Here is a 20,111-nt window from a genome sequence, read left to right as displayed (position 1 = left end):
GCCCTTTCCTTGTCGAGCCGGCAGAAGCCGGATCGATTATTCCTTGATGGTGACGACGATGCCGGCACCGACGGTGCGGCCGCCTTCACGGATGGCGAAGCGCAGCTTCTCTTCCATCGCGATCGGCACGATCAGCTCGACATCGACGGTGATGTTGTCGCCAGGCATCACCATCTCGGTGCCCGCCGGCAGCGTCACGATGCCCGTCACGTCCGTCGTGCGGAAGTAGAACTGCGGACGGTAGTTGGTGAAGAACGGCGTGTGACGGCCGCCCTCGTCCTTGGTCAGGATGTAGGCTTCGGCCACGAACTTCTTGTGCGGCTTCACCGAACCCGGCTTGGCCAGAACCTGGCCGCGCTCGACGCCTTCACGGTCGACACCGCGCAGCAGCGCGCCGATGTTGTCGCCCGCCTGACCCTGGTCGAGCAGCTTGCGGAACATCTCGACGCCCGTGCAGGTCGTCTTGGTGGTCGGACGGATGCCGACGATTTCCAGCTCCTCGCCGACCTTGACGATGCCGCGCTCGACGCGGCCGGTCACCACCGTGCCGCGGCCCGAGATCGAGAACACGTCCTCGATCGGCATCAGGAACGGCTTGTCCAGCGGACGAACCGGCGTCGGGATATAGGCGTCGACCTGAGCCATCAGTTCGCGGATGGCGTCCTCGCCGATGGTCTTGTTGGAATCCTCAAGCGCGGCCAGCGCCGAGCCCTTGACGATCGGAATGTCGTCACCGGGGAACTCGTTCTTCGACAGAAGCTCGCGAACCTCGAGCTCGACCAGCTCGAGCAGCTCGGCGTCGTCGACCTGGTCGACCTTGTTCAGGAACACCACGATCGAGGGCACGCCGACCTGGCGGGCCAAGAGGATGTGCTCGCGGGTCTGCGGCATCGGGCCGTCGGCGGCCGAAACCACCAGGATCGCGCCGTCCATCTGGGCGGCACCGGTGATCATGTTCTTCACATAGTCGGCGTGGCCGGGGCAGTCGACGTGGGCATAGTGACGGTTGGCCGTCTCATACTCGACATGCGCCGTCGAGATCGTGATGCCGCGCGCCTTCTCTTCGGGTGCCGCGTCGATCTGGTCATAGCGCTTGTATTCGCCAAAATACTTCGTGATCGCCGCCGTCAGCGACGTCTTGCCATGATCGACGTGCCCGATCGTGCCAATGTTCACATGCGGCTTGGTGCGCTCGAATTTACCTTTTGCCATAGTCTCTTTCCTTGGACGGCCTTGACCTTCAGTTCAGTCGAATGCGGGGCGATTAGCGACAACGGCCGAAAAACACAAGTGCCTTGTGGCTGAGCGGATTCCCGCTCGACCCGAACCGACGGTCGATTTCAGTGGGATGTAGAGCGGATATAGGTCCGCCGCTCGTAAAATCAAAGGCGCCCGGCTGGCCCATTGCCGCCGTGGCGCCGCTCTGATCTTGTCCGCCGCATGCAGTTCATTCCATCCAATATCCGCGGCCCGCTGTTCATGATCGTCTCGACGGGGTCCTACCTCGTCAACGACACGATGATGAAGCTCGCGACCGCCGGGCTGCCGCCCTATGAAGTGCTCCTGTTGCGGGGTGCCGCCGCAACGCTGTGGGGCGTGCCGCTGCTTCTGATGTTGGGGTATGCCAGGCAGATGCCGCTACTCTTCGAGCGCAAGGTGCTGCGCCGCAACCTGTTCGAGCTGCTGGCGATCCTGTGCTACGTCGTGGCTCTGGCCAACATGCAGATCGCGGATTCGACCGCGCTCGGGCAGATCACGCCGCTCATCGTGCTGGTCGGTTCCTCGTTGCTGTTCGGCGAAAAGATCGGTGCCACGCGCATGGCGCTGATCGGCCTTGGCTTTATCGGGGCGCTCATGGTGGCGCAGCCGACGATGCAAGGTATTTCGGTCTACGCCCTGCTGGCGCTCGGCAACGCGGCCTTCGCGGCGGTGCGCGATCTTGCCGGCCGCAAGGTGGGCGCCGACGTGCCGGGCATGATCGTCGCCATCTCCGCCGTCTTGGTGGTGCTGGCCGGGTCAGGCGCGGCGCACCTCGTCTCCGAGCAATGGGTGATGCCGGAGGGGCATCATCTACTGCTGATCGCCGGAGCCGGCCTGTTCCTGATCTTCGGCCATTTCTTCATCTTCATGGCCTATCGGGTCGGTCCGACCAGCGCGGTCGCGCCCTTCTACTACTGCTTCACCGTCTGGGCGGTCATTTCGGGGCTGCTGGTGTTCGGGCAGTTCCCCAACGCGCTCGCCGTCTGCGGCATCCTGCTGGTGATGGCCAGCGGCCTGGCGATCGTCTCGCTCGACGAAAGAAAACGCCGGCTGGCCATGGTCGCCTGAAAGCGCGAATCCAGCACGGGCCGACCCGGACGGGTCGACCTCCAGCAGCCCGGCCAGTTGCGACCTTCCTTGCCTTAAAGCGTGCGCTTGCCGGAAATCTGATGATAGGCCCAGAGCACGACGACCGAGCCGACCACGGCCACGATCAGGCTCCAAATGTTGAGGCCGGTGACGCCCGACGCGCCGAAAGCGCTGAAGATCACGCCGCCGACGATGGCGCCGACGATGCCGAGCACGATGTCCATGATCATGCCCTGCCCGGACTTGTTGACGATCTTGCTGCCGATGAACCCGGCGACGATGCCGAGAATGATCCAGCTGATAATGCCCATAATTCCCTCCAAATTCCCCGCCGCCCCAATCATTTTCATATGATTGTCAAAAGCTCAAGACAGCTTGAAATTCTGCCCGTTTGCTCCATTCTGGGGCCGGGCGGACTTGGCTGGATAAGGAGATCCACTATGGGCCTTTTTGACAATGCCGTTCCGGGCGGCAATATCACCAAACCCCTGATGATCGCGCTCGGCGCGCTTTTGGTCGGCAAGATGCTGAGCGGCAGAAGCGAAGAGGCGGCCGCGCCGCAAGCCCCGGCGCCGACGCCGGCGGACACCGGCGCTTCAGCCGATGGCGGCCTTCTCGGCGGTCTCGGCGGCCTGCTCGACAAGCTCAAGGATGCAGGCCATGGCAACGTCGCCGATTCCTGGGTCGGCACCGGCCAGAACCAGCAGATCAACGCCAACGATCTCGGCTCCGCACTTGGTCCGGCGGTAATCCGCGAGATCGCCCAGCGCACCGGCATGAACGAGCAGGAACTGCTGCAGCAACTCTCCACGGCGCTGCCCGGCATCGTCGACAAGCTGACGCCGAACGGCCAGATCCCGCAGAACCATCAGGTCGCTTCAGCCTTCAACAGCTAAGGCGCAAGGAAATTCGGACACGCCGCGCCACGGTGCGCGGCGTTTTCGTGTCAGGCATTCGAAAGAAGTCTGGGTCGGGAACATTTTCGTCGATACGCTTCCAATTCGGTTTAAAGACCGTATCTTATGCCCATGACAAAATTGCTGGAAAAAGCCCTAGAGGCAGTGCGTCAATTGCCGCCGGACGGCCAGGATCAGATAGCGCTTGCCATGCTGACCTTGACCGGCAACGAAGGCGAGCCGGAAGAAATCGATGCGGCGCATCTGCCTGCCGTGCTCGAAGGTCTTGCCCAAGCCAAGCGCCGCCAGTTTGCAACCGATACCGAGGTCGAGGCTGCGTTTCGCTCCTTTGACCGATGAAACTTCGGTTCACGCCGCGTGCAACACAGGATCTTGACGAGATAGCTACCTACATCCGCGAGCGGAACCCGCAAGCCGCCCTTCGAGTTCGGGCTGCAATCCTTGAGGCGCTTCAGAATCTCGTGCTCTTCCCTCATGTCGGAAGGCCTCAAAGGGTCGAGGGCGTCCGCAAGCTTGTCGCACGACGTTATCCCCTACATTGTCTATTACTCGGCGGATGAGGTGGCCGAAGAGATCGTGGTTCTCACGATCCGACGCCCGGCCCGCGAGCGCGAGCACTCCGACGCTTGATATAGGGCGACGACAAGATCGCCTGACATGCCTGCTCAGCGTCCGGATACGTGATGTCACCGTGGCTGAAGCTTTGGAGCGGGTAGCGGGAATCGAACCCGCATATTCAGCTTGGAAGGCTGCTGCTCTACCACTGAGCTATACCCGCGCCTTACACTGAAGTACCGGATTCACCCGAAAAGCGCCATGCACTTTTCGGTCCGAGACTTTTCGTTTCAGGGCTTCCGGGCCGGCAGTGGTGGAGAGGGTTGGATTCGAACCAACGTAGGCTAAGCCAACGGATTTACAGTCCGTCCCCTTTAACCACTCGGGCACCTCTCCAGTCTGCCGCCGGAGCCATGCAACGAGGCATTTTCGCCGATCCGGAGCCCGAGTAAGGATCTTCTCCGAAATCAGCGAAGCGCCTTATGGCGGCAAGGCCGGTGGGTGTCAACCGGCGCGGCCAGGGTTTTTCGAAGATGTTCGGCATTCATTGCCGCAGGCCATATCCTTAGCCGGACGGGGCCGCTATAGAGGCCGCATGAGCGACGAAAAAAGCAACAAGCCGGGCACCCCCAAGGACACCCACTACGCCAAGCTGCGGCGCGCGCATCGCGACCAGAAGGCGGGCGGGCCGCCGGCATTCCGGCCGCGCCAGCCGGTGCCGCCGGGCGAAGCACCGGCCGACGGGCTGGTGCGGCTTTATGGCCTGCACACGGTGCGGGCCGCCCTCGACAATCCGCGCCGCAAGATCAAAAAGATGCTGGTGACGCGCAACGCGGCCGAGCGGCTTTCGATCGGCGAGCTTGCCACCCTGCCCTTCAAGGCCGAGTTGGTCGAGCCGAAGGACATCGACAGGATCACCGGTTCGGACGCGGTGCATCAGGGCGTGCTGATCGAGGCCGAACCTCTCAAGCCGAAGCGTCTCGACGCGCTTGGCGACACAAGGCTGGTGCTGGTGCTCGACCAGGTCACCGATCCGCACAATGTCGGTGCGATCCTGCGCTCGGCGGTCGCCTTCGGCGCGGGAGCGCTGATCACCACGGCCCGGCACAGCCCGCAGGAATCCGGGGTGCTGGCGAAGTCAGCGTCGGGCGCGCTGGAGCATATCGACCAGATCGAGGTGAAGAACCTTGCCGATGCGCTGGGACAGTTGCACGAGGCCGGCTTCCAGACCATCGGGCTCGATTCCGAAGGGCCGGCAGAACTGGAAAAGACCTTCGGCGGCGAGAAAATCGCGCTGGTGCTGGGCGCGGAAGGCAAAGGCCTGCGCCAGAAGACGCGCGAGACGGTGACGGCGCTCGCCCGCCTCGACATGCCTGGCGCCATCCACTCGCTCAACGTGTCGAACGCGGCAGCGGTGAGCCTCTACGCGGCAAACGCATTTCTGAAGCGCGGCTGAGTGAACTGGAATAGAGCCTCGAAGCGAGAAACGGGTTCCGGCACAACGCGGGAACCCGTTCTCTGACAGGAAAAGAGCGGGCGGCGTGGGAACGTGAGCTGCCCTCCCCTGACCTAAGCTGCTTTGCCCTTGGCTTGCGTGTCTGCACCAATCTCGTGCGCCGACATCCGCTCCAGCGCCCTGACCAGCGCCGAGTGGTCTTCCTTGGCGCCGCCATTGGCCGCGCAGGAGTTGAACAGTTGCTGCGTCGTCGAGGCGTTGGGCAGAGAGACGCCGAGCGCCTTGGCACCTTCGAGCGCCAGGTTGAGGTCCTTCTGGTGCAGTTCGATGCGGAAGCCCGGCGCGAAGGTGCGCTTGATCATGCGCTCGCCATGCACTTCCAGGATTCGCGAGGCGGCGAGCCCGCCCATCAGCGCCTGCCTGACTTTTGCCGGATCGGCGCCCGCCTTCGAGGCGAAGACCAGCGCTTCGCCGACGGCTTCGATCGTGAGGGCCACGACGATCTGGTTGGCCACTTTGGTGGTCTGGCCGACGCCGTTCGGCCCGACCAGCGTGATGTTCTTGCCCATCTTCTCGAACACCGGCCTGGCGCGTTCGAAGGCCTTGTCCTCGCCGCCGACCATGATGGTGAGAGAGGCCGCCTTGGCGCCGACCTCGCCGCCCGACACCGGCGCGTCGAGATAATCGCAGCCGAGATCGTTGATCTTTTTGGCGAATTCCTTGGTCGCGATCGGCGAGATCGAGCTCATGTCGATGACGAGCTTGCCCTTGGCCAGGCCACCGGCGACGCCGTTCTCGCCGAACAGCACGTCGGCGACCTGGGGGGTGTCCGGCACCATGGTGATGATGATGCCGGCGGCCTTGGCCACCGCGTCATGGCCGGTGACGGTCTTCAGGCCCTTGGCGACGAGATCGGCCGGCGGCTTCGAGCGGTGGTCGCTGGCAATGACCGTATAGCCGGCGTCGAGCAGATGTCCCGCCATCGGCGCGCCCATGATGCCGAGGCCGATGAAACCGATGGTTTCCATTTGTTTGCTCCAGAAATCCTTAGCTCGAAATTGTCGAAAGGCAGGCGCTGCCCCTCATCCGCCTGCCGGCACCTTCTCCCCGTATAGTGACGGGGAGAAGGAAGCTCTTAAGCCGCCGCGCTTCCCTGCCCGGCGAACCCGCTGAACCAGCCGAGCCCGGCTTCCGTGCCGGCTTTCGGCTTGTATTCGGCGCCGATCCAGCCGGAATAGCCGAGGCGGTCGATGTGGTCGTAGAGGAAAGGATAGTTGATCTCGCCCGTCCCCGGCTCGTGACGGCCGGGATTGTCCGCAAGCTGGATATGCGCGATGCGGCTAAGGTTCGCCTCGATGGTACGGGTGAGATCCCCCTCCATGATCTGCATGTGGTAGATGTCGTATTGCAAATAGAGATTCTTCGAGTCGATGCGGTCGATCAGCGCCAGGGCCTGGTCGGAATAGTTCAGGAAGAAGCCTGGAATGTCGCGCGTGTTGATCGGCTCGATCAGCAGCCTGATGCCGGCCTGCTCCAGCTTCTCGGCCGCGAAGGCGAGATTCTCGGCAAAGACGTTTTCGAGCACGGCGCGATCGGCGCCCTGCGGCGCGATGCCGGCAAGGCAGTTGATCTGCTCGCAGCCCAGCGCGTGGGCGTAGGTGATCGCCTTGGCGACGCCCTGGCGGAATTCCGGCACGCGATCGGGCAAGACGGCAATGCCGCGCTCGCCCTTCGCCCAGTCGCCGGCCGGCAGGTTGAAGAGAACCTGGGTCAGGCCATTCTTCTTCAGGCGCGCGGCGATGACGTCCGGCGCATGGTCGTAAGGACCGATATATTCGACGCCCTTGAAGCCGGCGCGGGCGGCGGCGTCGAAGCGATCGAGAAACTCATGCTCGCCGAAGAGCATCGACAGATTGGCTGAAAAACGCGGCATTCTTTTTCTCCTTATCCCACCAGGCCCCTAGTCGAGCATGACGATGGCCGTCGGCGCATCCTCGTGGCTCTCGGCAAGTTCCTCGAATTCGGTGACCTTATCGATTTCAGTGCCCATGGAAATGTTGGTGACGCGCTCGAGGATGAATTCGAGAACGACCGGGACCTGGTGTTCTTTCATCAGCCGCTGGGCCTCCTTGAAGGCGCCTGCGAATTCTTCCGGCTTCTTCACGCGAACCGCCTTGCAGCCCATCGCCTCGGCGACCGCGACATGGTCGACGCCGTAGCCCGCTTCGGGATCGTTAACCCGGTTGACGTTCTCGAAGGCGAGGCTCACCTCGTAGTCCATCGAGAAGCCGCGCTGCGCCTGGCGGATCAGGCCGAGATAGGCGTTGTTCACCACGACGTGGATGTAGGGCAGCTTGTGCTGCGCGCCGACCGCCAGTTCCTCGATCATGAACTGGAAATCATAGTCGCCGGACAGCGCGACGATATCGCGATCCGGATCGGCGGCGCGCACGCCGAGCGCTGCCGGCAGCGTCCAGCCGAGCGGGCCGGCCTGGCCGCAATTGATCCAGTTGCGCGGCTTGTAGACATGCAGGAACTGCGCGCCGGCGATCTGCGACAGGCCGATCGTGGTGACATAGGTCGTGTCGCGGCCAAACGCCTTGTTCATCTCCTCATAGACGCGCTGCGGCTTCAGCGGCACCTGCTCGAAATGCGTCTTGCGCTTCATGGTCTTCTTGCGCTGCTGGCATTCCTTGGCCCAGCCCGACCAGTCGCGCAGCTTGCCGGCCGTGCGCCATTCGGTGGCGACGTCGAGCAGGATCTTCAGCGCCGCGCCCGCGTCGGAGACGACGCCGAGATCCGGCGCGAAGACGCGGCCGATCTGCGTCGGCTCGATGTCGACATGGATGAATTTTTTCCCCTTCGTGTAGACATCGACGGAGCCGGTGTGGCGGTTAGCCCAGCGGTTGCCGATGCCGAAGACGAAGTCGGACGCCAGCATCGTCGCATTGCCGTAGCGGTGCGAGGTCTGCAGGCCGCACATGCCGGCCATCAGCCGGTGGTCGTCGGGGATCGCGCCCCAGCCCATCAGCGTCGGGATGACCGGCACGCCGGTGATCTCGGCAAACTCGATCAAAAGGTCGGAAGCATCGGCGTTGATGATGCCGCCGCCGGCGACGATCAGCGGCTTTTGGGCTTCATTGAGCATCGCCAGCGCCTTCTCGGCCTGGGCGCGGGTCATCGCCGGCTTGAAGGGGCAGAGCGGCTCATAGGCGTCGATGTCGAACTCGATCTCGGCGAGCTGCACGTCGACCGGCAGGTCGATCAGCACCGGACCTGGCCGCGAGGAGCGCATCAAATGGAACGCCTTCTGAAGCGCCATCGGCACCAGATAGGGCTCCATGACGGTGACCGCCCATTTGGCGACGGGTGCCGCGATCGAGGCGATGTCGACGGCCTGGAAATCCTCCTTGTTGAGGCGCGCGCGGGGAGCTTGGCCGGTGATGCACAAGATCGGGATGGAATCCGCCGAGGCCGAATAGAGGCCGGTGATCATGTCCGTGCCGGCCGGACCGGAGGTGCCGATGCAGAGCCCGATATTGCCGGCCTTGGCCCGCGTATAGCCTTCGGCCATGTGCGAGGCGCCCTCGACATGGCGGGCAAGCACATGGCGGATGGTGCCGCGTGCCTTCAGCGCCGAGTAGAGCGGGTTGATCGCCGCGCCCGGCACGCCGAAGGCATTGGTGATGCCTTCCTTTTCGAGAACGAGAACCGCCGCGTCGACAGCGCGCATCCTTGCCATGGCAAGCCTCCATTTCGTTGGTTGGCTTGATAGTGACAGCGCGTCTGCGATTTTTCAATTTTTTCAGAATATTTTTTCATTTCTAGAAAGCGGCTGTTATTACCTGATTTCACTTTGCTTTTCGTTTTCCAGAAAATCCGCCGACACAATCACTGAAAAACTTTTTCATTGCATCCAGCGCCAAATCGGCGAGAATGCCGCTTATGGAAACGACGGAAAAGCGCCAGCGCGGCCGGCCGCGCGCCTTCAACGGCCCTTCCGAGGCGGCATCGGTGCAGTCGCTCGACCGGGCGCTGCGCATCCTGGCGATCGTCGCCGAGGCCAGCGGCCTGTCGCTGAGCGAAATCGCGGCGCAAAGCGGCATTGCCGCCTCCACCGCCTACCGCATGCTGACGACGCTGGAAAACCACGGCATGGTCGAGTTCGACACGACCGATCAGTTGTGGTCGGTCGGCGTCGAGACCTATCGCATGGGCTCGGCTTTCCTGCGCCGGCGCAAGCTCGTCGACCGCGCCCGCATCGTCATGCAGGAATTGATGGAGAAGACCGGCGAGACCGCCAATCTCGGCGTCGCGGAGGACGATTGCGTGGTTTTCGTCAACCAGGTCGAGACGCACCAGGCGATCCGCGCTTTCTTTCGCCCGGGCACGCGCAGCCCCTTCCATGCCTCGGGCATCGGCAAGGCGGTGCTGGCGCATCTCGAGCCGGAACGGGTCGCCGCCATCCTGCGCAAGGCAGGCCTGCAGCGCTACACCGACAAGACGCTTTCCGACATTTCCGCCCTTGCCCACGACCTGGCGACCATAAAACATCGCGGCTGGTCGGTGGACGACGAGGAACGCCATCCTGGCATGCGCTGTGTGGCCGCCGCCATCTTCGACGAATATGGCGAGCCGATCGGCGGCGTTTCGGTCTCCGGCCCTACGGTGCGGGTCACGCCCGAGCGGCTGGCCGAGATCGGTCCGCTGGTGCGCGACGCCGCGGCCGCGGTGACGAAGATGATCGGCGGCGCTAAGGCAGGCTGAGAAAATCGCTCCCGCGATTTCTCGTGATCATCCGCCCGGCACGACGCTCCTGGCGGATATGGCGAAGAAGTCGAGCAGGATCGCGCCGCCGACGCCGCAAGCGGTGAAGACGAGCCCGGTGATGAAGATGCGGTTGGCGCGCTCGAAGACGCGCCGCTGCAGCGACTTGAGGTCGAGCAGCATGGCAAGTGCCCGCATCTGCAGCGCGATGCCGACCAGGATCGGCAGCACGGCGATCAGATGATGGGTCTGCCAGGGGATCGGATTGGCGGCCCAATGGGTGATGAAACCCAACGAGAAGGCCAGCAGGATGCCGACCGTGGTGACGGTGCCGTTGCGAAAGGTCGTCTCCACAACGTCTTCCTTCGGGTCCTGCTCGTCCAAACCACCCTCCCCATTTCGGCGGGTCCAGACTAGACGCTCGCAAAATCGCTGTACACCTTTGCATGCAGGGACTTGATCGCCTTGCCGGAGCGTTCGGATGCGTGCGAAAGGCCACGGATGCGCAAAACAATTCAGCTTTTATCGGCCGCTTCTCTGTGCGGATGTGTGGCGGCGGCACCGCCCCCGATCGAGCCCAGCGGCAACCAACTGGTCGATCCCATGCCGATCTCGCTGGCTCTCGAGGAGATCATCGCTACCGGCGTCCGCCAGCATTTGAAGAACCCGATCGCTGCCAGGTTCGGAACAATGCTCGCCGGAGAGCGCACTTTGAGCGGTCGCCACGAGATCCTGGTGTGCGGCTATGTCGACGACAAAGGCTCTCCAGGCAGCGCCGAACCTTTCATCGGCAAGATCTACCCCGATGACGGAAGCAGTTTCGAGCTGCTGGCGATAAACGACATCTCGGTCGGCAGCACCTGCCGCGCGACTGGGTTGGCGATGCCCGAACCGAAGCCCAATCCTTAGAACTGGCGGCTGTAGAAGAGCCGCTTGAGGTCAAGCCGGTCCAGCGGAAGCGTTCAAACGCAAGAAGAGGGGCTGCGTGCAGCCCCTTTTTCCTGTCGTTGATTTTGCTCCCTCTTAGAGCCGGCAATAACGCGGGCCGTCGTAGCTCATATAGGTGTCCGACCGTTCGTCGTAGCTGGCGTAGCGAGCGTAGCAGCGGCGGACGTGGATCGAGTCGTAGCCGTCATCTTCGACATAGACCGGGCGCTGCTGCTGGGAGAGCAGGCTGCCGAGCACGAAGCCGCCGACGCCGGCGGCAATGCCGATGCCGAGTTCGCGATTGTGATGATTGTGAGCAGCCGAGGGCTGAACGGTACCGACGAGCGAGCCGGCGGCGACGGTGGTGGCGATGAGGCCGGAAACGATGGTGCGCTTGAACATGACGATCTCCTGGGTTTCGTTGGAGAGGCGAACCATCCGCCTCTTGATCATGGGTCGCGGCGGCGACGAAAAAGGTTCGAAAATTGTTCGAGAATTTTTTCGCTGGAGCAGCAGGCGGTTTTGCCGGTCGGCCATCGGCCGGTTGCATGCAAATGAAAAAGGGCGGCCGAGGCCGCCCTTCGAAAGCAACAGGTTTTCGTTTCAAAGGATAATGACCACCCGGCCGTGGTGATGATGATGGTGGTGGTACCACCAATAGTCACCAAAGTCGTCGTCGTAGTCGTAGTGATGGTGATGCATGCCGTGAGCCGAGGACGTCTGCACCGTGGTGGCCAGCGCGCCGGTGGCGAGAAAGATGGCTGCGAGAGCGGAAGTCAGTGTGCGCTTGAACATGATGATCTCCTGGATCCTTGATCGAGGCGACCATTCGCCTCTCGGAGATCAGTCGTGGCGAAGCCGCAAAAGGTTCGAAGGGTTTTGAGGGGTTAGGCAGTAGGAACTAGGCGGTAGGGAATTGAAGCAAGCCTACTGCCTACTGCCTATTCACTCCCTTCACCCCATCCCCGTGACGTGCCTCAGCCAGAAGGCAAGCACGATGAAGCCGACGAAGGTGGCGACTCCAGTCCAGTCGATGTTGGCTTTCCTCAGGTCGCTGACGACCTTCACCAGGAGAAGCCAGGTCACGACGATGAGCGGCAGGATGATGACGAATCTGATCATGCGGCACCCCATTCGATGCAATAGCACTTGGAGAATATGTAGGGAGCGCCGCGTCGCTTTTCAGCATGCCGGCTCAGCGTCGGGTCCATTAGCAACCCGAAACGGAGTTTTGTCTTTACTGGCGCACGAAATATGCTACCGGAGCGCCATGCCCTTGTAGCTCAGCTGGTAGAGCAGCGGTTTTGTAAACCGAAGGTCGCGGGTTCGATCCCTGCCGGGGGCACCAGCACCAACTATCGAGATACGCCGATCCATCGTTTTAAGCCATAGACCGCGACACGCACCGGGGCAGTCGCGCGCCAGGTCGTGCTCTCAGCTATCTCTGAAAATCTGGCCTCAGCCGCTCTTTGTGCCTGTTGCGCTCGCTCGATCTCTTGAACAAGCCGGGCCTCTTCGAAGCGCCGCCGGTCGGCTTCGGCTTCGAGATCTGCGCGATGCTTCTCACACTCCAACAGGCGAGCATTGTCGACGCGCAAACGATTTAACTCTGCTTGAAGGTTCTTGGTTTGCACCCTGCCTATGTGAGCCCACAATTCTTGTCGTGACCTTTCGAGATAGGGACCACGGTGCAACGCAAAGGGTCCAAGACCGTCTCGCACCGCGGCTGCGAGGCTACCGAGCCCTATCGCGGCCACAGCGTCTGGGAGGAACACCGTCTCATGCGGTAGGCCAAGATAGTCGAGGTAACGCTCGGCATTGAGGATAGCGTCGGCGATAAGATTGGAGTCATGGAAGCAAATCAGGCAGTCGGGCTTCATAAGCGGCATGAGTCCGACAAAATCCGAAAAGCACGCCCGGTTGGTGTGCTCTCCGTCAATTAGGGCAAGCGTAGCTTTCGGCTCCACCTGGTGAGCTCGGACGTCCGACACATCACTTTCGATCGTCACAAGCTTGGTAGTCGTGCCGGGCGGAAGGCAGTCTGACAAAGTGCTGATCATCCGGGCTGTCGAGTTTTCGCTGTAAACAGACGGTTCGGACCTCTCATCGGCCTGGAGCGCCGGACGAGGGTCAATCGAAAAGGCTGCCCTGCAATGCGGATCAATCAAATGCGGGAACAAGCTTCCGCCGAGATGCGAGCCAACTTCAAGGTAGACGTAGCCGTCTGCAGCCGACCGGGACAGATTTTGCAACCGCAGTAAACTGATGCGGTCGTTTGGCAAAGTTTGCGTCGCGACCTGGAACACGCCCCCATCGAGCCTCTCGATCATGCCTACTGCGTGGTCGATAGTTAGCATCAGAACTCCTTCAGAGAACCGCGGCTTGCTCCGGGTTGCGCCTATCCTCTCCTACAATAGTCAGAAAATCCCGGTGTCACCGGCAAAATCATCTTGTCGCTTGAGAGGTTTTGAACTGGTAACGCCCTACAAGCACATGCGGAAAGCTCTGTGTTCCGATAGTTCGTGGCGTTATGTCCCAATCGCCGCCACCAGCACCCTATTCTGCCTTCTTATCGCCGCCCTCAGCTCCGGTATTTTCGCCTCGTCGCGCTTCACGAACTCGATGAACATCATGTTCATGTTGTTGAAGATCAGCTCGCCCACCGCCGCCCCATCGATATCGACGCGCACGAGGCCAATCTCCTGGAGGCGAGCGATCAGCGCGCTTATCTGCTTGGTCAATTCCCGATCCAGCCCGGTGTAGGCCTGGCCGAAGGGGCTGTCGGGCAGCTGCGTCGAGATCGCCATCGCCTGGCGCCACATCTCCTTGCTCAGATAGTTCAGCGAGTGTTCGATATAGATGCCGATCAGCGTGTCCAGCGCGTCGCCGACATTGGCCGGCGGGCTGGCGACCACCCCTTGCCCGGCATTCAGCACCTCGTTGACCTCCATCGACACGATGGCGCCGAGGATGTCGCCCTTGTTCTGGTAGTAATTGTAGATGGTGCCGATCGAGACCTCGGCCCGGGCGGCGATTGCCTCGATCTTGGCGCCTTCATAGCCGGCCTCGCGGAAAAGTTCCGTTGCCGCATCGATGATGCGGCGGTGCCGGTCCGCCTTTTGCCGTTCGCGCAATCCGCTCATATCGGCCTCTCTGCCACAAAATCATAATTGACTCAATTTTAGAATTGGTTCAACTTTTCTTCCAACAAGCCAGCAAGGCAGGGAGAACACTCGATGACCGTCACCGTCCGGAATCCGCTTTCCACCCTCAAGTCCCGTCTCGGAGCCGCCTGCGCGACAGCTGCGCTGCTGCTCGCGGCCGGCAGCGCCCAGGCCGCCGATCTCAACGCGCTGATCTGGTGCGATCATTCCGACCCTGCGCTGCTGCAGCCTTTCGAGGAGGCCAACAATGTCAAGGTCAACGTCAAGGAGTTCGAAGGCACCGGCGCCGGTCTCGCCATCGTCGAACAGTCGCAGCCGGGCGACTGGGACGTGATGGTGATCGATAGCATCGACGTGCCGCGTGGCGTCGAGAAAGGCCTGTTCGAGCCGCTGCCGGAGGACAAATTGCCCTTCGTCGACCTCTTCCCGGAGGTGAAGATGGACAAGTCGACCATCGTCGACGGCAAGCGCTACGGCATCACCGAAAAATTCGGCTACAACACCATCGGCTTCAACAAGACCAAGGTCGATCCGGCCGACATGCAGTCGCTGGCCTCGCTCACCAGCGACAAATACAAGGGCAAGGTCGCGATCTACGACTATTACCTGCCGGTGATCGGCATGGCCGCGTTGGCGATCGGCAAGAAGACGTCCGACCTGACCGAAGCCGACCTGCCTGCGCTGAAGGCCGAGCTCCTCAAGATGAAGGCCAACGCCAAGCTGGTCGGCGAAGTCACCGCCAGCCAGACCGCTCTCGCTACCGGCGAGGTCGACATATTGGTCGGTGGCGGCGAGTGGGTCACGGCCGGCCTCGCCAAGGAAAACCCGGCGCTCGACTTCTCGATCCCGAAAGAGGGTGCTGTGCTGTGGTCGCAGTCGCTCGCCATGTTCAAGGATTCCAAGAACAAGGACATGGCGCTGAAGTTCATCCAGTACATCATGAGCCCGGAAGGCCAGGCGCGGCTTGCCACCTCCTCCTGCTATTGGGGCATGCCGGCGAACAACAAGGCTGCGCTGAGCGACGAACAGAAGAAGATCCTGCGCTTCGACGAGCAGCCCGGCTTCCTCGCCCGCGCCCAGGCCTATCCGGCGCCGAGCGCCGATCTCGACAAGAAGATGCAGGATATGTGGACCGAAATGCTGCAGGCGCAGTAACCGGCCGATGGCGTTCACGGGAAACTCGCGTGCCCTGCCCTGGGCGCTGGTCACGCCGGCGCTGGCGTGGACGCTTCTGTTCTTCGTGCTGCCCTTCATCGCCATGGGGTTTTCGAGCCTCACGGCGCATGAGGGCGGCGGCTTCACGTTGGCCAATTACAGCCAGTTCTTCACCGACCCCTCCTATTGGCGGGCGATGGTGAACTCGCTGGAGGTGACGGCGATCGTCACCGTCATTTCGATCCTGCTTGCCTATCCCTTTGCCTGGATCCTCGCGGAACAAGTGCCGGAGCGCTGGCAGCGGCTGGCGCTGATGCTGGCCGTGCTGCCGTTCTGGACGTCCTATGTCGTGCGCTCCTATTCCTGGCTGCTGGTGCTGGCGCAGAACGGCGTCATCAACCGGGCGCTGACCGGCATCGGCCTGATCGGCGAGCCGCTGCAGCTTGCCAACACGCGTTTCGCCACCGTCACCGGCTTCGTGCACTTCTTCGTCATGCTTTTGACGCTGACGATCTTCGCCAATTTGAAGCAGCTCAGCCCGAGCTACCGCAAGGCGGCGGCTGATCTCGGCGCCGGACCGGTGCGCACCTTCATCCATGTCGTGCTGCCGCTGACCTTGCCCGGCATCATGGTCGGCGCCTTCCTCACCTTCGTGCTTTGCATCGGCGACTACATCACGCCGCAGATCCTCGGCGGCAACAATGAGCTGGTCATGCCGCAGCTCGTCATGATGCAGATCGGCCGACGCGGCGATTTCCCGCTGGCGTCGGCGCTGTCGATCATCCTGATGGCAGTGGTCACCATCGCCTATCTCGCCTGCGCGCGCTGGCTGAAGATCGAGCGGGCCTGACGATGCGCGCCGCCGTCCGCCTCGCCGCCTGGGCCTATGCCATCGCCGTCTACGGCTTCATCTTCCTGCCGGTGGTGGTGCTGGTGCTGTTCTCATTGCAGGCGACCTCGTTCCCGATCCCGCCCTTCACCGGCCCGTCGCTGCGCTGGTACCAGTCGGTGCTGTCCGATGCGCGGCTCACCTCGGCGCTGGTCAATTCGATCCTGGTGGCGGTGCTGTCCTCGCTCGCTTCCGTCACGCTCGGCTTCCTTTCCGCCTGGGGTTTCGCGCGCTTCGTGCTGCCGGGCTCGGCGCTGTTGCGCGGGCTGATCACGCTGCCGCTTACCGTCAGCTATCTGATCATCGGCATGGGTCTGCTGGTGCTGTTCAACTGGGCCGGCGTGCCGAAGTCGCTTTTAGCCGCCGGGATCGGCCACGTCGTGATCAACCTGCCGCTCTGTTTCGCCATCATCTACAGCCAGATGGGCGACCACCAGATCAACATCGAGCGTGCCGCGCGCGACCTCGGCGCCGCCGAATGGAAGGTGCTTTTGCTAATCACCGTGCCGGTGATGGCGCCGGCGATCTTCGCCGGCTTCTTCCTGTCGATGACCTTCTCCTGGGATGAGTTCGTCATCTCCTTCCTGCTCACCCGTTTCGAGACGACGCTGCCCGTCGAGATCTGGAACCTGCTGCGCTCAGGGCTCAACCCCAAGACCAATGCCGTCGGCTCGCTGGTCTTTGCCGTCTCCATCGTCCTGGTGGTGTTTTTCGAACTGACGCTGTTGCGGAGAAAGCCGGCATGAGCGCGCCCCTGGTCGATATCCGCAACGTCTCGCATCGCTTCGGGCAGCTTGCGGTGCTGAAGAGCGTCTCGCTGGCGATCGAACCCGGCAGCTACACGATCCTGCTTGGACCCTCAGGTTCCGGCAAGACGACGCTGCTCTCCATCCTCGGCGGTTTCGTCACGCCCAGCGAAGGCAAGGTCCTTATTCGCGGCCAGGACTGCACCGCAGTGCCCCCGGCCAAACGCCCGACGACCACTGTGTTCCAGGATTATGCGCTGTTCCCGCATATGAGCGTCGGCGGCAATGTCGGCTTCGGGCTGCGCATGCAGGGCGTCGACGGCGCGACCCGGGCTGCGAAGGCACGCGATGCGCTTGCCCTTGTCGGGCTGGCGGCCGCCTTCGACAAGAAGCCGCATCAGCTCTCCGGCGGCCAGCGGCAGCGCGTGGCGCTGGCCCGGGCGCTGGTCATCGAACCGGCGGTGCTTTTGCTCGACGAGCCGCTCGGCGCGCTTGACCTGAAACTGCGCCGGCAGATGCAGGACGAACTGAAGGCGATCCAGAAGCGCGTCGGCACCGCCTTCATCCATGTCACCCACGACCAGGAAGAGGCGATGGCGCTGGCCGACCATTGCGTGGTGATGAATGACGGGCGCATCGAGGACGAAGGCCCGCCAGAGCGGGTCTATGCGCGGCCGGCGACACGGTTTTCCGCAACCTTCATGGGCGAGAGCACCATCCTTGCCGGCACCGTGACCGAGGCGAGGAACGGGATCGTTACGGCCTCGACCCCGGTCGGTCCGATTTCAGTGCCCGGCCCATCGCCTGCCGGCGCCAAGATCGCGCTCGCCATCCGGCCCGAACACCTGGTTCTCGGAGAGGCAAAAGGCGATGTCGCGCTCGGCACGGCCACGGTCGGCGATGTCGTCTTCCAGGGCAGCTTCAAGCGCGTGCTTGCCGCCTCGGCACTGGATCCCGCGCTGCAATTCATCGCCAAGGCTCCCGCTTCGGCCACCGTTCAGGCGGGCGACACGACAGCGGTTTCGTGCAACGCTCAAGACATCATCCTGCTGGCGGTCTGATTATGAACATGCTTCCGGTGATAGAGGCTCCGGACTGGTACGAAACCATCCGCATGGCCGACGACGTCACGCTCATCCACGAGCCTTGGATAAAACCGTTCTTCCGCTGCAATATCTGGCATGTGCGCGGGCGCGACCGCGACCTGTTGTTCGACACCGGCCTTGGCCATTTCAGCTTGCGGCGCCACGTGCCGCTGGTGGCCGAGCGCAAGCTTACCTGCGTCGCCAGCCACACGCATTTCGACCATATCGGCTGCCACCACGAGTTCCCGGATCGCTGCGTGCACTCGGCCGAGGCGGCAATCCTTGCCGATCCGCGCAAAGAATGGACGGTCGCCGACCGCTACGCCAATGAGGAGATGTTCGACGGCGCGCCGAAAGGCTGGGATACGGCGGGCTATCGCATCCAGCCCGCGCCGGCCAACAGGCTGCTCGGGCATGGCGACGTCATCGATCTCGGCGACCGCGCCTTCGAGGTCATCCACACGCCTGGACATTCGCCCGGCGGCATCGCGCTCTACGAGAAGAAAACCGGCATCCTGCTGTCAGGCGACATCGTCTATGACGGGCCACTGATCGACGATGTCTATCACTCAGACATCGAGGACTATGTCGGCACGCTGCTTGCCCTGCGCGAGCTCGACGTCTCGGTCGTGCATGGCGGCCATTTTCCGAGTTTCGGCAAAGTGCGCTACCTCCAGCTCATCGACGAATATGTCGCGGGCAAGCGCAAACCAGGCTGCCACCTGCAGGGCGGCTGAGCGATCGGGGAAGCGGAGCCTACAGCGCTCTTTGTGGACAGGGCGTTCCGGTGGCGTCGCCACAGCGGGAAGCGGTAGGCTGCGGGCGCTGGCTCATCTCTTCGGAATGACGCACCAGTTCAGCGAACATCAGCGCGAAGCTTCCCATCATCAGGAAGACTATGATCAGACGCGTTACTGGCAATAGACAGGTCTCTCGACTGGTCAGCCCCCGCCAACCCATCCACTGTCGGCTAACATGATCGATCCGGCTTTACGAGTGTTTAAGCTTCGTCTTAACCATTACAGCCATCACATTCGTTGCGCCTCTGTCACGAAGCGCGATTGCATGTCGAGGACCCCACTCGCCAGCGCTGCATAGCGCCCTTCACAGACACGGGCGCCGCATGCTACGCCGTCGCCGGCGCGGCCCGGCAAATGGTCGCCCTCCGGGAGTCATGAGCAAAGCCGCCAGCCGTTTCGCCTTCGTCTCTTCCGACACTGACGACGCCCGCGCCGCGCTGGAAAGCCTGTCAGCGCGCTATGGTCAGGTGCCTGTCGCGGAGGCGGAGATCATCATTGCGCTCGGCGGCGACGGTTTTCTGCTGCAGACCTTGCGCGACACGATGAGCACGGGCAAGAAGGTCTACGGCATGAACCGTGGCACCATCGGCTTCCTGATGAATGAATATCGTGCCGGGGGCCTTGAGGAGCGCATCGCCGCCGCGGTCGCCGAGACGATCCGCCCGCTGGAGATGGTCGCGGTGACGCATGACGGCGAAACGATTTCGGCGCCGGCCATCAACGAGGTCGCGCTGTGGCGCCAGTCCTACCAGACGGCGAAGATTCGTATCACCGTGGACGGCCAGGTGCGGCTGGAGGAGTTGAATTGCGACGGCGTGATGATCGCGACGCCCGCCGGCTCCACCGCCTATAATCTGTCGGCACACGGGCCGATCCTGCCGCTCGATGCGCCGCTTCTGGCGCTAACGCCGGTCAGTCCCTTCCGGCCGCGGCGCTGGCGCGGAGCGCTGCTCTCCAACAAGGCGACCGTGCGCTTCGACATACTGGAAGCCGAAAAGCGCCCGGTGAATGCCGCCGCCGACCACACCGAGGTGAAGGCCGTGGCTTCCGTCACCGTGCGGGAATCGCCGACGGCGACGGCGACTTTGCTGTTCGATCCGAACCATTCGTGGAACGAACGCATCCTAGCCGAGCAATTCCGCTATTGAGCCGGCGCAGCGATACTGTTTCGATTGATGCACGTCGCCCAAAACTGCGCAGCGGTTTTGGAAAAACGGCATCCATCAAGCAAAGACTTGAAGCGCGTCGCCTGTTTCCGTTTCATTGCGACGCGCTTTAAGCATCGCGATTAAGGTTACGTC

Annotated in this window: 24 protein-coding genes and 3 tRNA genes; 14 read left to right on the top strand and 13 right to left on the bottom strand. The window is 62.5% G+C overall.

What is annotated here, in order from left to right; all coding sequences use genetic code 11:
• Nucleotides 1–36: 36 nt before the first annotated feature.
• The gene (gene tuf / locus KVT37_RS05695; RefSeq protein ID WP_112099610.1) at nt 37–1,212 is read right to left on the bottom strand and encodes an elongation factor Tu; all 1,176 of its coding nucleotides are present in this window, start codon (nt 1,210–1,212) and stop codon (nt 37–39) included.
• A gap of 228 nt (nt 1,213–1,440) precedes the next feature.
• Between tuf and KVT37_RS05690 the strand changes: the two genes are divergently transcribed.
• Entirely contained in the window at nt 1,441–2,328 is an 888-nt protein-coding gene (locus tag KVT37_RS05690) for a DMT family transporter (RefSeq protein WP_217570527.1), read from the top strand.
• Between the two features lie 74 nt (nt 2,329–2,402).
• Here the strand turns inward: KVT37_RS05690 and KVT37_RS05685 are convergent, their stop codons facing one another.
• The gene (locus KVT37_RS05685) at nt 2,403–2,660 is read right to left on the bottom strand and encodes a GlsB/YeaQ/YmgE family stress response membrane protein (RefSeq protein ID WP_217570525.1); all 258 of its coding nucleotides are present in this window, start codon (nt 2,658–2,660) and stop codon (nt 2,403–2,405) included.
• A 129-nt stretch (nt 2,661–2,789) separates the two neighbouring features.
• Between KVT37_RS05685 and KVT37_RS05680 the strand changes: the two genes are divergently transcribed.
• The 3 genes from KVT37_RS05680 (at nt 2,790) to KVT37_RS05670 (ending at nt 3,826) form a co-directional block, all read left to right on the top strand.
• Nucleotides 2,790–3,245, top strand: coding sequence for a YidB family protein (locus KVT37_RS05680; protein ID WP_217570523.1), 456 nt, complete (start codon nt 2,790–2,792; stop codon nt 3,243–3,245).
• 132 nt (nt 3,246–3,377) lie between these two features.
• Nucleotides 3,378–3,605 (top strand): hypothetical protein, encoded by a 228-nt coding sequence (locus KVT37_RS05675; protein WP_217570521.1) that lies wholly within the window; start codon nt 3,378–3,380, stop codon nt 3,603–3,605.
• Entirely contained in the window at nt 3,602–3,826 is a 225-nt protein-coding gene (locus KVT37_RS05670) for a type II toxin-antitoxin system RelE/ParE family toxin (RefSeq protein ID WP_254633827.1), read from the top strand. Before KVT37_RS05675 ends, KVT37_RS05670 begins: the two co-directional genes overlap by 4 nt.
• 144 nt (nt 3,827–3,970) lie before the next feature.
• Here the strand turns inward: KVT37_RS05670 and KVT37_RS05665 are convergent.
• Together KVT37_RS05665 and KVT37_RS05660 are read right to left on the bottom strand one after the other, a co-directional pair.
• Nucleotides 3,971–4,044, bottom strand: a tRNA-Gly gene (locus tag KVT37_RS05665).
• Between the two features lie 88 nt (nt 4,045–4,132).
• Nucleotides 4,133–4,217, bottom strand: a tRNA-Tyr gene (locus KVT37_RS05660).
• A gap of 199 nt (nt 4,218–4,416) precedes the next feature.
• Between KVT37_RS05660 and KVT37_RS05655 the strand changes: the two genes are divergently transcribed.
• Nucleotides 4,417–5,277, top strand: coding sequence for an RNA methyltransferase (locus KVT37_RS05655; RefSeq protein WP_217570519.1), 861 nt, complete (start codon nt 4,417–4,419; stop codon nt 5,275–5,277).
• Between the two features lie 113 nt (nt 5,278–5,390).
• Here the strand turns inward: KVT37_RS05655 and KVT37_RS05650 are convergent, their stop codons facing one another.
• The 3 genes from KVT37_RS05650 to gcl all read right to left on the bottom strand — a co-directional run bounded on the left by KVT37_RS05650 (nt 5,391) and on the right by gcl (nt 9,019).
• Entirely contained in the window at nt 5,391–6,305 is a 915-nt protein-coding gene (locus KVT37_RS05650) for a 2-hydroxy-3-oxopropionate reductase (RefSeq protein ID WP_217570517.1), read from the bottom strand.
• Between the two features lie 107 nt (nt 6,306–6,412).
• Nucleotides 6,413–7,210, bottom strand: coding sequence for a 2-oxo-tetronate isomerase (gene otnI, locus KVT37_RS05645; protein ID WP_217570515.1), 798 nt, complete (start codon nt 7,208–7,210; stop codon nt 6,413–6,415).
• A 27-nt stretch (nt 7,211–7,237) separates the two neighbouring features.
• Entirely contained in the window at nt 7,238–9,019 is a 1,782-nt protein-coding gene (gene gcl / locus KVT37_RS05640; RefSeq protein ID WP_217570513.1) for a glyoxylate carboligase, read from the bottom strand.
• A gap of 203 nt (nt 9,020–9,222) precedes the next feature.
• Here gcl and bhcR point away from each other — a divergent pair, with 203 nt between their 5' ends.
• Entirely contained in the window at nt 9,223–10,044 is an 822-nt protein-coding gene (bhcR, locus tag KVT37_RS05635) for an HTH-type transcriptional regulator BhcR (protein WP_217570511.1), read from the top strand.
• Between the two features lie 27 nt (nt 10,045–10,071).
• On the opposite strand, the gene KVT37_RS05630 is transcribed toward bhcR, so the two are convergent.
• Nucleotides 10,072–10,428: a hypothetical protein gene (locus KVT37_RS05630; RefSeq protein ID WP_217570509.1), complete on the bottom strand. Its 357-nt coding sequence runs from the start codon at nt 10,426–10,428 to the stop codon at nt 10,072–10,074.
• A gap of 117 nt (nt 10,429–10,545) precedes the next feature.
• Between KVT37_RS05630 and KVT37_RS05625 the strand changes: the two genes are divergently transcribed.
• The gene (locus tag KVT37_RS05625) at nt 10,546–10,953 is read left to right on the top strand and encodes a hypothetical protein (RefSeq protein ID WP_217570507.1); all 408 of its coding nucleotides are present in this window, start codon (nt 10,546–10,548) and stop codon (nt 10,951–10,953) included.
• A gap of 114 nt (nt 10,954–11,067) precedes the next feature.
• On the opposite strand, the gene KVT37_RS05620 is transcribed toward KVT37_RS05625, so the two are convergent.
• The 3 genes from KVT37_RS05620 to KVT37_RS05610 all read right to left on the bottom strand — a co-directional run bounded on the left by KVT37_RS05620 (nt 11,068) and on the right by KVT37_RS05610 (nt 12,093).
• Nucleotides 11,068–11,424 carry a BA14K family protein gene (locus tag KVT37_RS05620; RefSeq protein WP_254633826.1) on the bottom strand — a complete coding sequence of 119 codons (357 nt, stop codon included), beginning with the start codon at nt 11,422–11,424 and terminating at the stop codon, nt 11,068–11,070.
• A 150-nt stretch (nt 11,425–11,574) separates the two neighbouring features.
• Entirely contained in the window at nt 11,575–11,766 is a 192-nt protein-coding gene (locus KVT37_RS05615; RefSeq protein WP_217570505.1) for a hypothetical protein, read from the bottom strand.
• Nucleotides 11,767–11,925: 159 nt separating this feature from the next.
• On the bottom strand, nt 11,926–12,093 hold the full coding sequence (locus KVT37_RS05610; protein WP_127235896.1) for a hypothetical protein: 168 nt from the start codon (nt 12,091–12,093) through the stop codon (nt 11,926–11,928).
• Between the two features lie 150 nt (nt 12,094–12,243).
• On the opposite strand from KVT37_RS05610, the gene KVT37_RS05605 reads away from it, so the two are divergent.
• Nucleotides 12,244–12,319 (top strand) — tRNA-Thr (locus KVT37_RS05605).
• A gap of 7 nt (nt 12,320–12,326) precedes the next feature.
• Here KVT37_RS05605 and KVT37_RS05600 read toward each other — a convergent pair.
• Both KVT37_RS05600 and KVT37_RS05595 read right to left on the bottom strand, forming a co-directional pair.
• Nucleotides 12,327–13,328, bottom strand: coding sequence for a class I SAM-dependent methyltransferase (locus tag KVT37_RS05600; protein ID WP_217570503.1), 1,002 nt, complete (start codon nt 13,326–13,328; stop codon nt 12,327–12,329).
• 171 nt (nt 13,329–13,499) lie between these two features.
• Nucleotides 13,500–14,114 (bottom strand): TetR/AcrR family transcriptional regulator, encoded by a 615-nt coding sequence (locus tag KVT37_RS05595; protein WP_217570501.1) that lies wholly within the window; start codon nt 14,112–14,114, stop codon nt 13,500–13,502.
• A 93-nt stretch (nt 14,115–14,207) separates the two neighbouring features.
• Between KVT37_RS05595 and KVT37_RS05590 the strand changes: the two genes are divergently transcribed.
• The 6 genes from KVT37_RS05590 (at nt 14,208) to KVT37_RS05565 (ending at nt 19,958) form a co-directional block, all read left to right on the top strand.
• Nucleotides 14,208–15,290 carry a spermidine/putrescine ABC transporter substrate-binding protein gene (locus KVT37_RS05590; RefSeq protein WP_217570499.1) on the top strand — a complete coding sequence of 361 codons (1,083 nt, stop codon included), beginning with the start codon at nt 14,208–14,210 and terminating at the stop codon, nt 15,288–15,290.
• 7 nt (nt 15,291–15,297) lie between these two features.
• A complete protein-coding gene (locus KVT37_RS05585; protein WP_217570497.1) occupies nt 15,298–16,140 on the top strand; it encodes an ABC transporter permease in 843 nt (280 codons plus the stop codon).
• A gap of 2 nt (nt 16,141–16,142) precedes the next feature.
• Nucleotides 16,143–16,925, top strand: coding sequence for an ABC transporter permease (locus KVT37_RS05580; protein ID WP_217570495.1), 783 nt, complete (start codon nt 16,143–16,145; stop codon nt 16,923–16,925).
• Entirely contained in the window at nt 16,922–17,986 is a 1,065-nt protein-coding gene (locus KVT37_RS05575; RefSeq protein ID WP_217570493.1) for an ABC transporter ATP-binding protein, read from the top strand. The genes KVT37_RS05580 and KVT37_RS05575 overlap by 4 nt, the downstream gene beginning before the upstream one ends.
• 2 nt (nt 17,987–17,988) lie before the next feature.
• Entirely contained in the window at nt 17,989–18,747 is a 759-nt protein-coding gene (locus KVT37_RS05570) for an MBL fold metallo-hydrolase (RefSeq protein WP_217570491.1), read from the top strand.
• 437 nt (nt 18,748–19,184) lie between these two features.
• A complete protein-coding gene (locus KVT37_RS05565) occupies nt 19,185–19,958 on the top strand; it encodes an NAD kinase (protein WP_217570489.1) in 774 nt (257 codons plus the stop codon).
• The last annotated feature ends 153 nt before the right edge of the window (nt 19,959–20,111 follow it).

It is taken from the genome of Mesorhizobium sp. GbtcB19, from assembly GCF_019091085.1.
In the GTDB taxonomy this organism is placed as follows: Bacteria; Pseudomonadota; Alphaproteobacteria; order Rhizobiales; family Rhizobiaceae; genus Mesorhizobium.
This window is presented reverse-complemented; position numbering and strand designations above follow the sequence as displayed.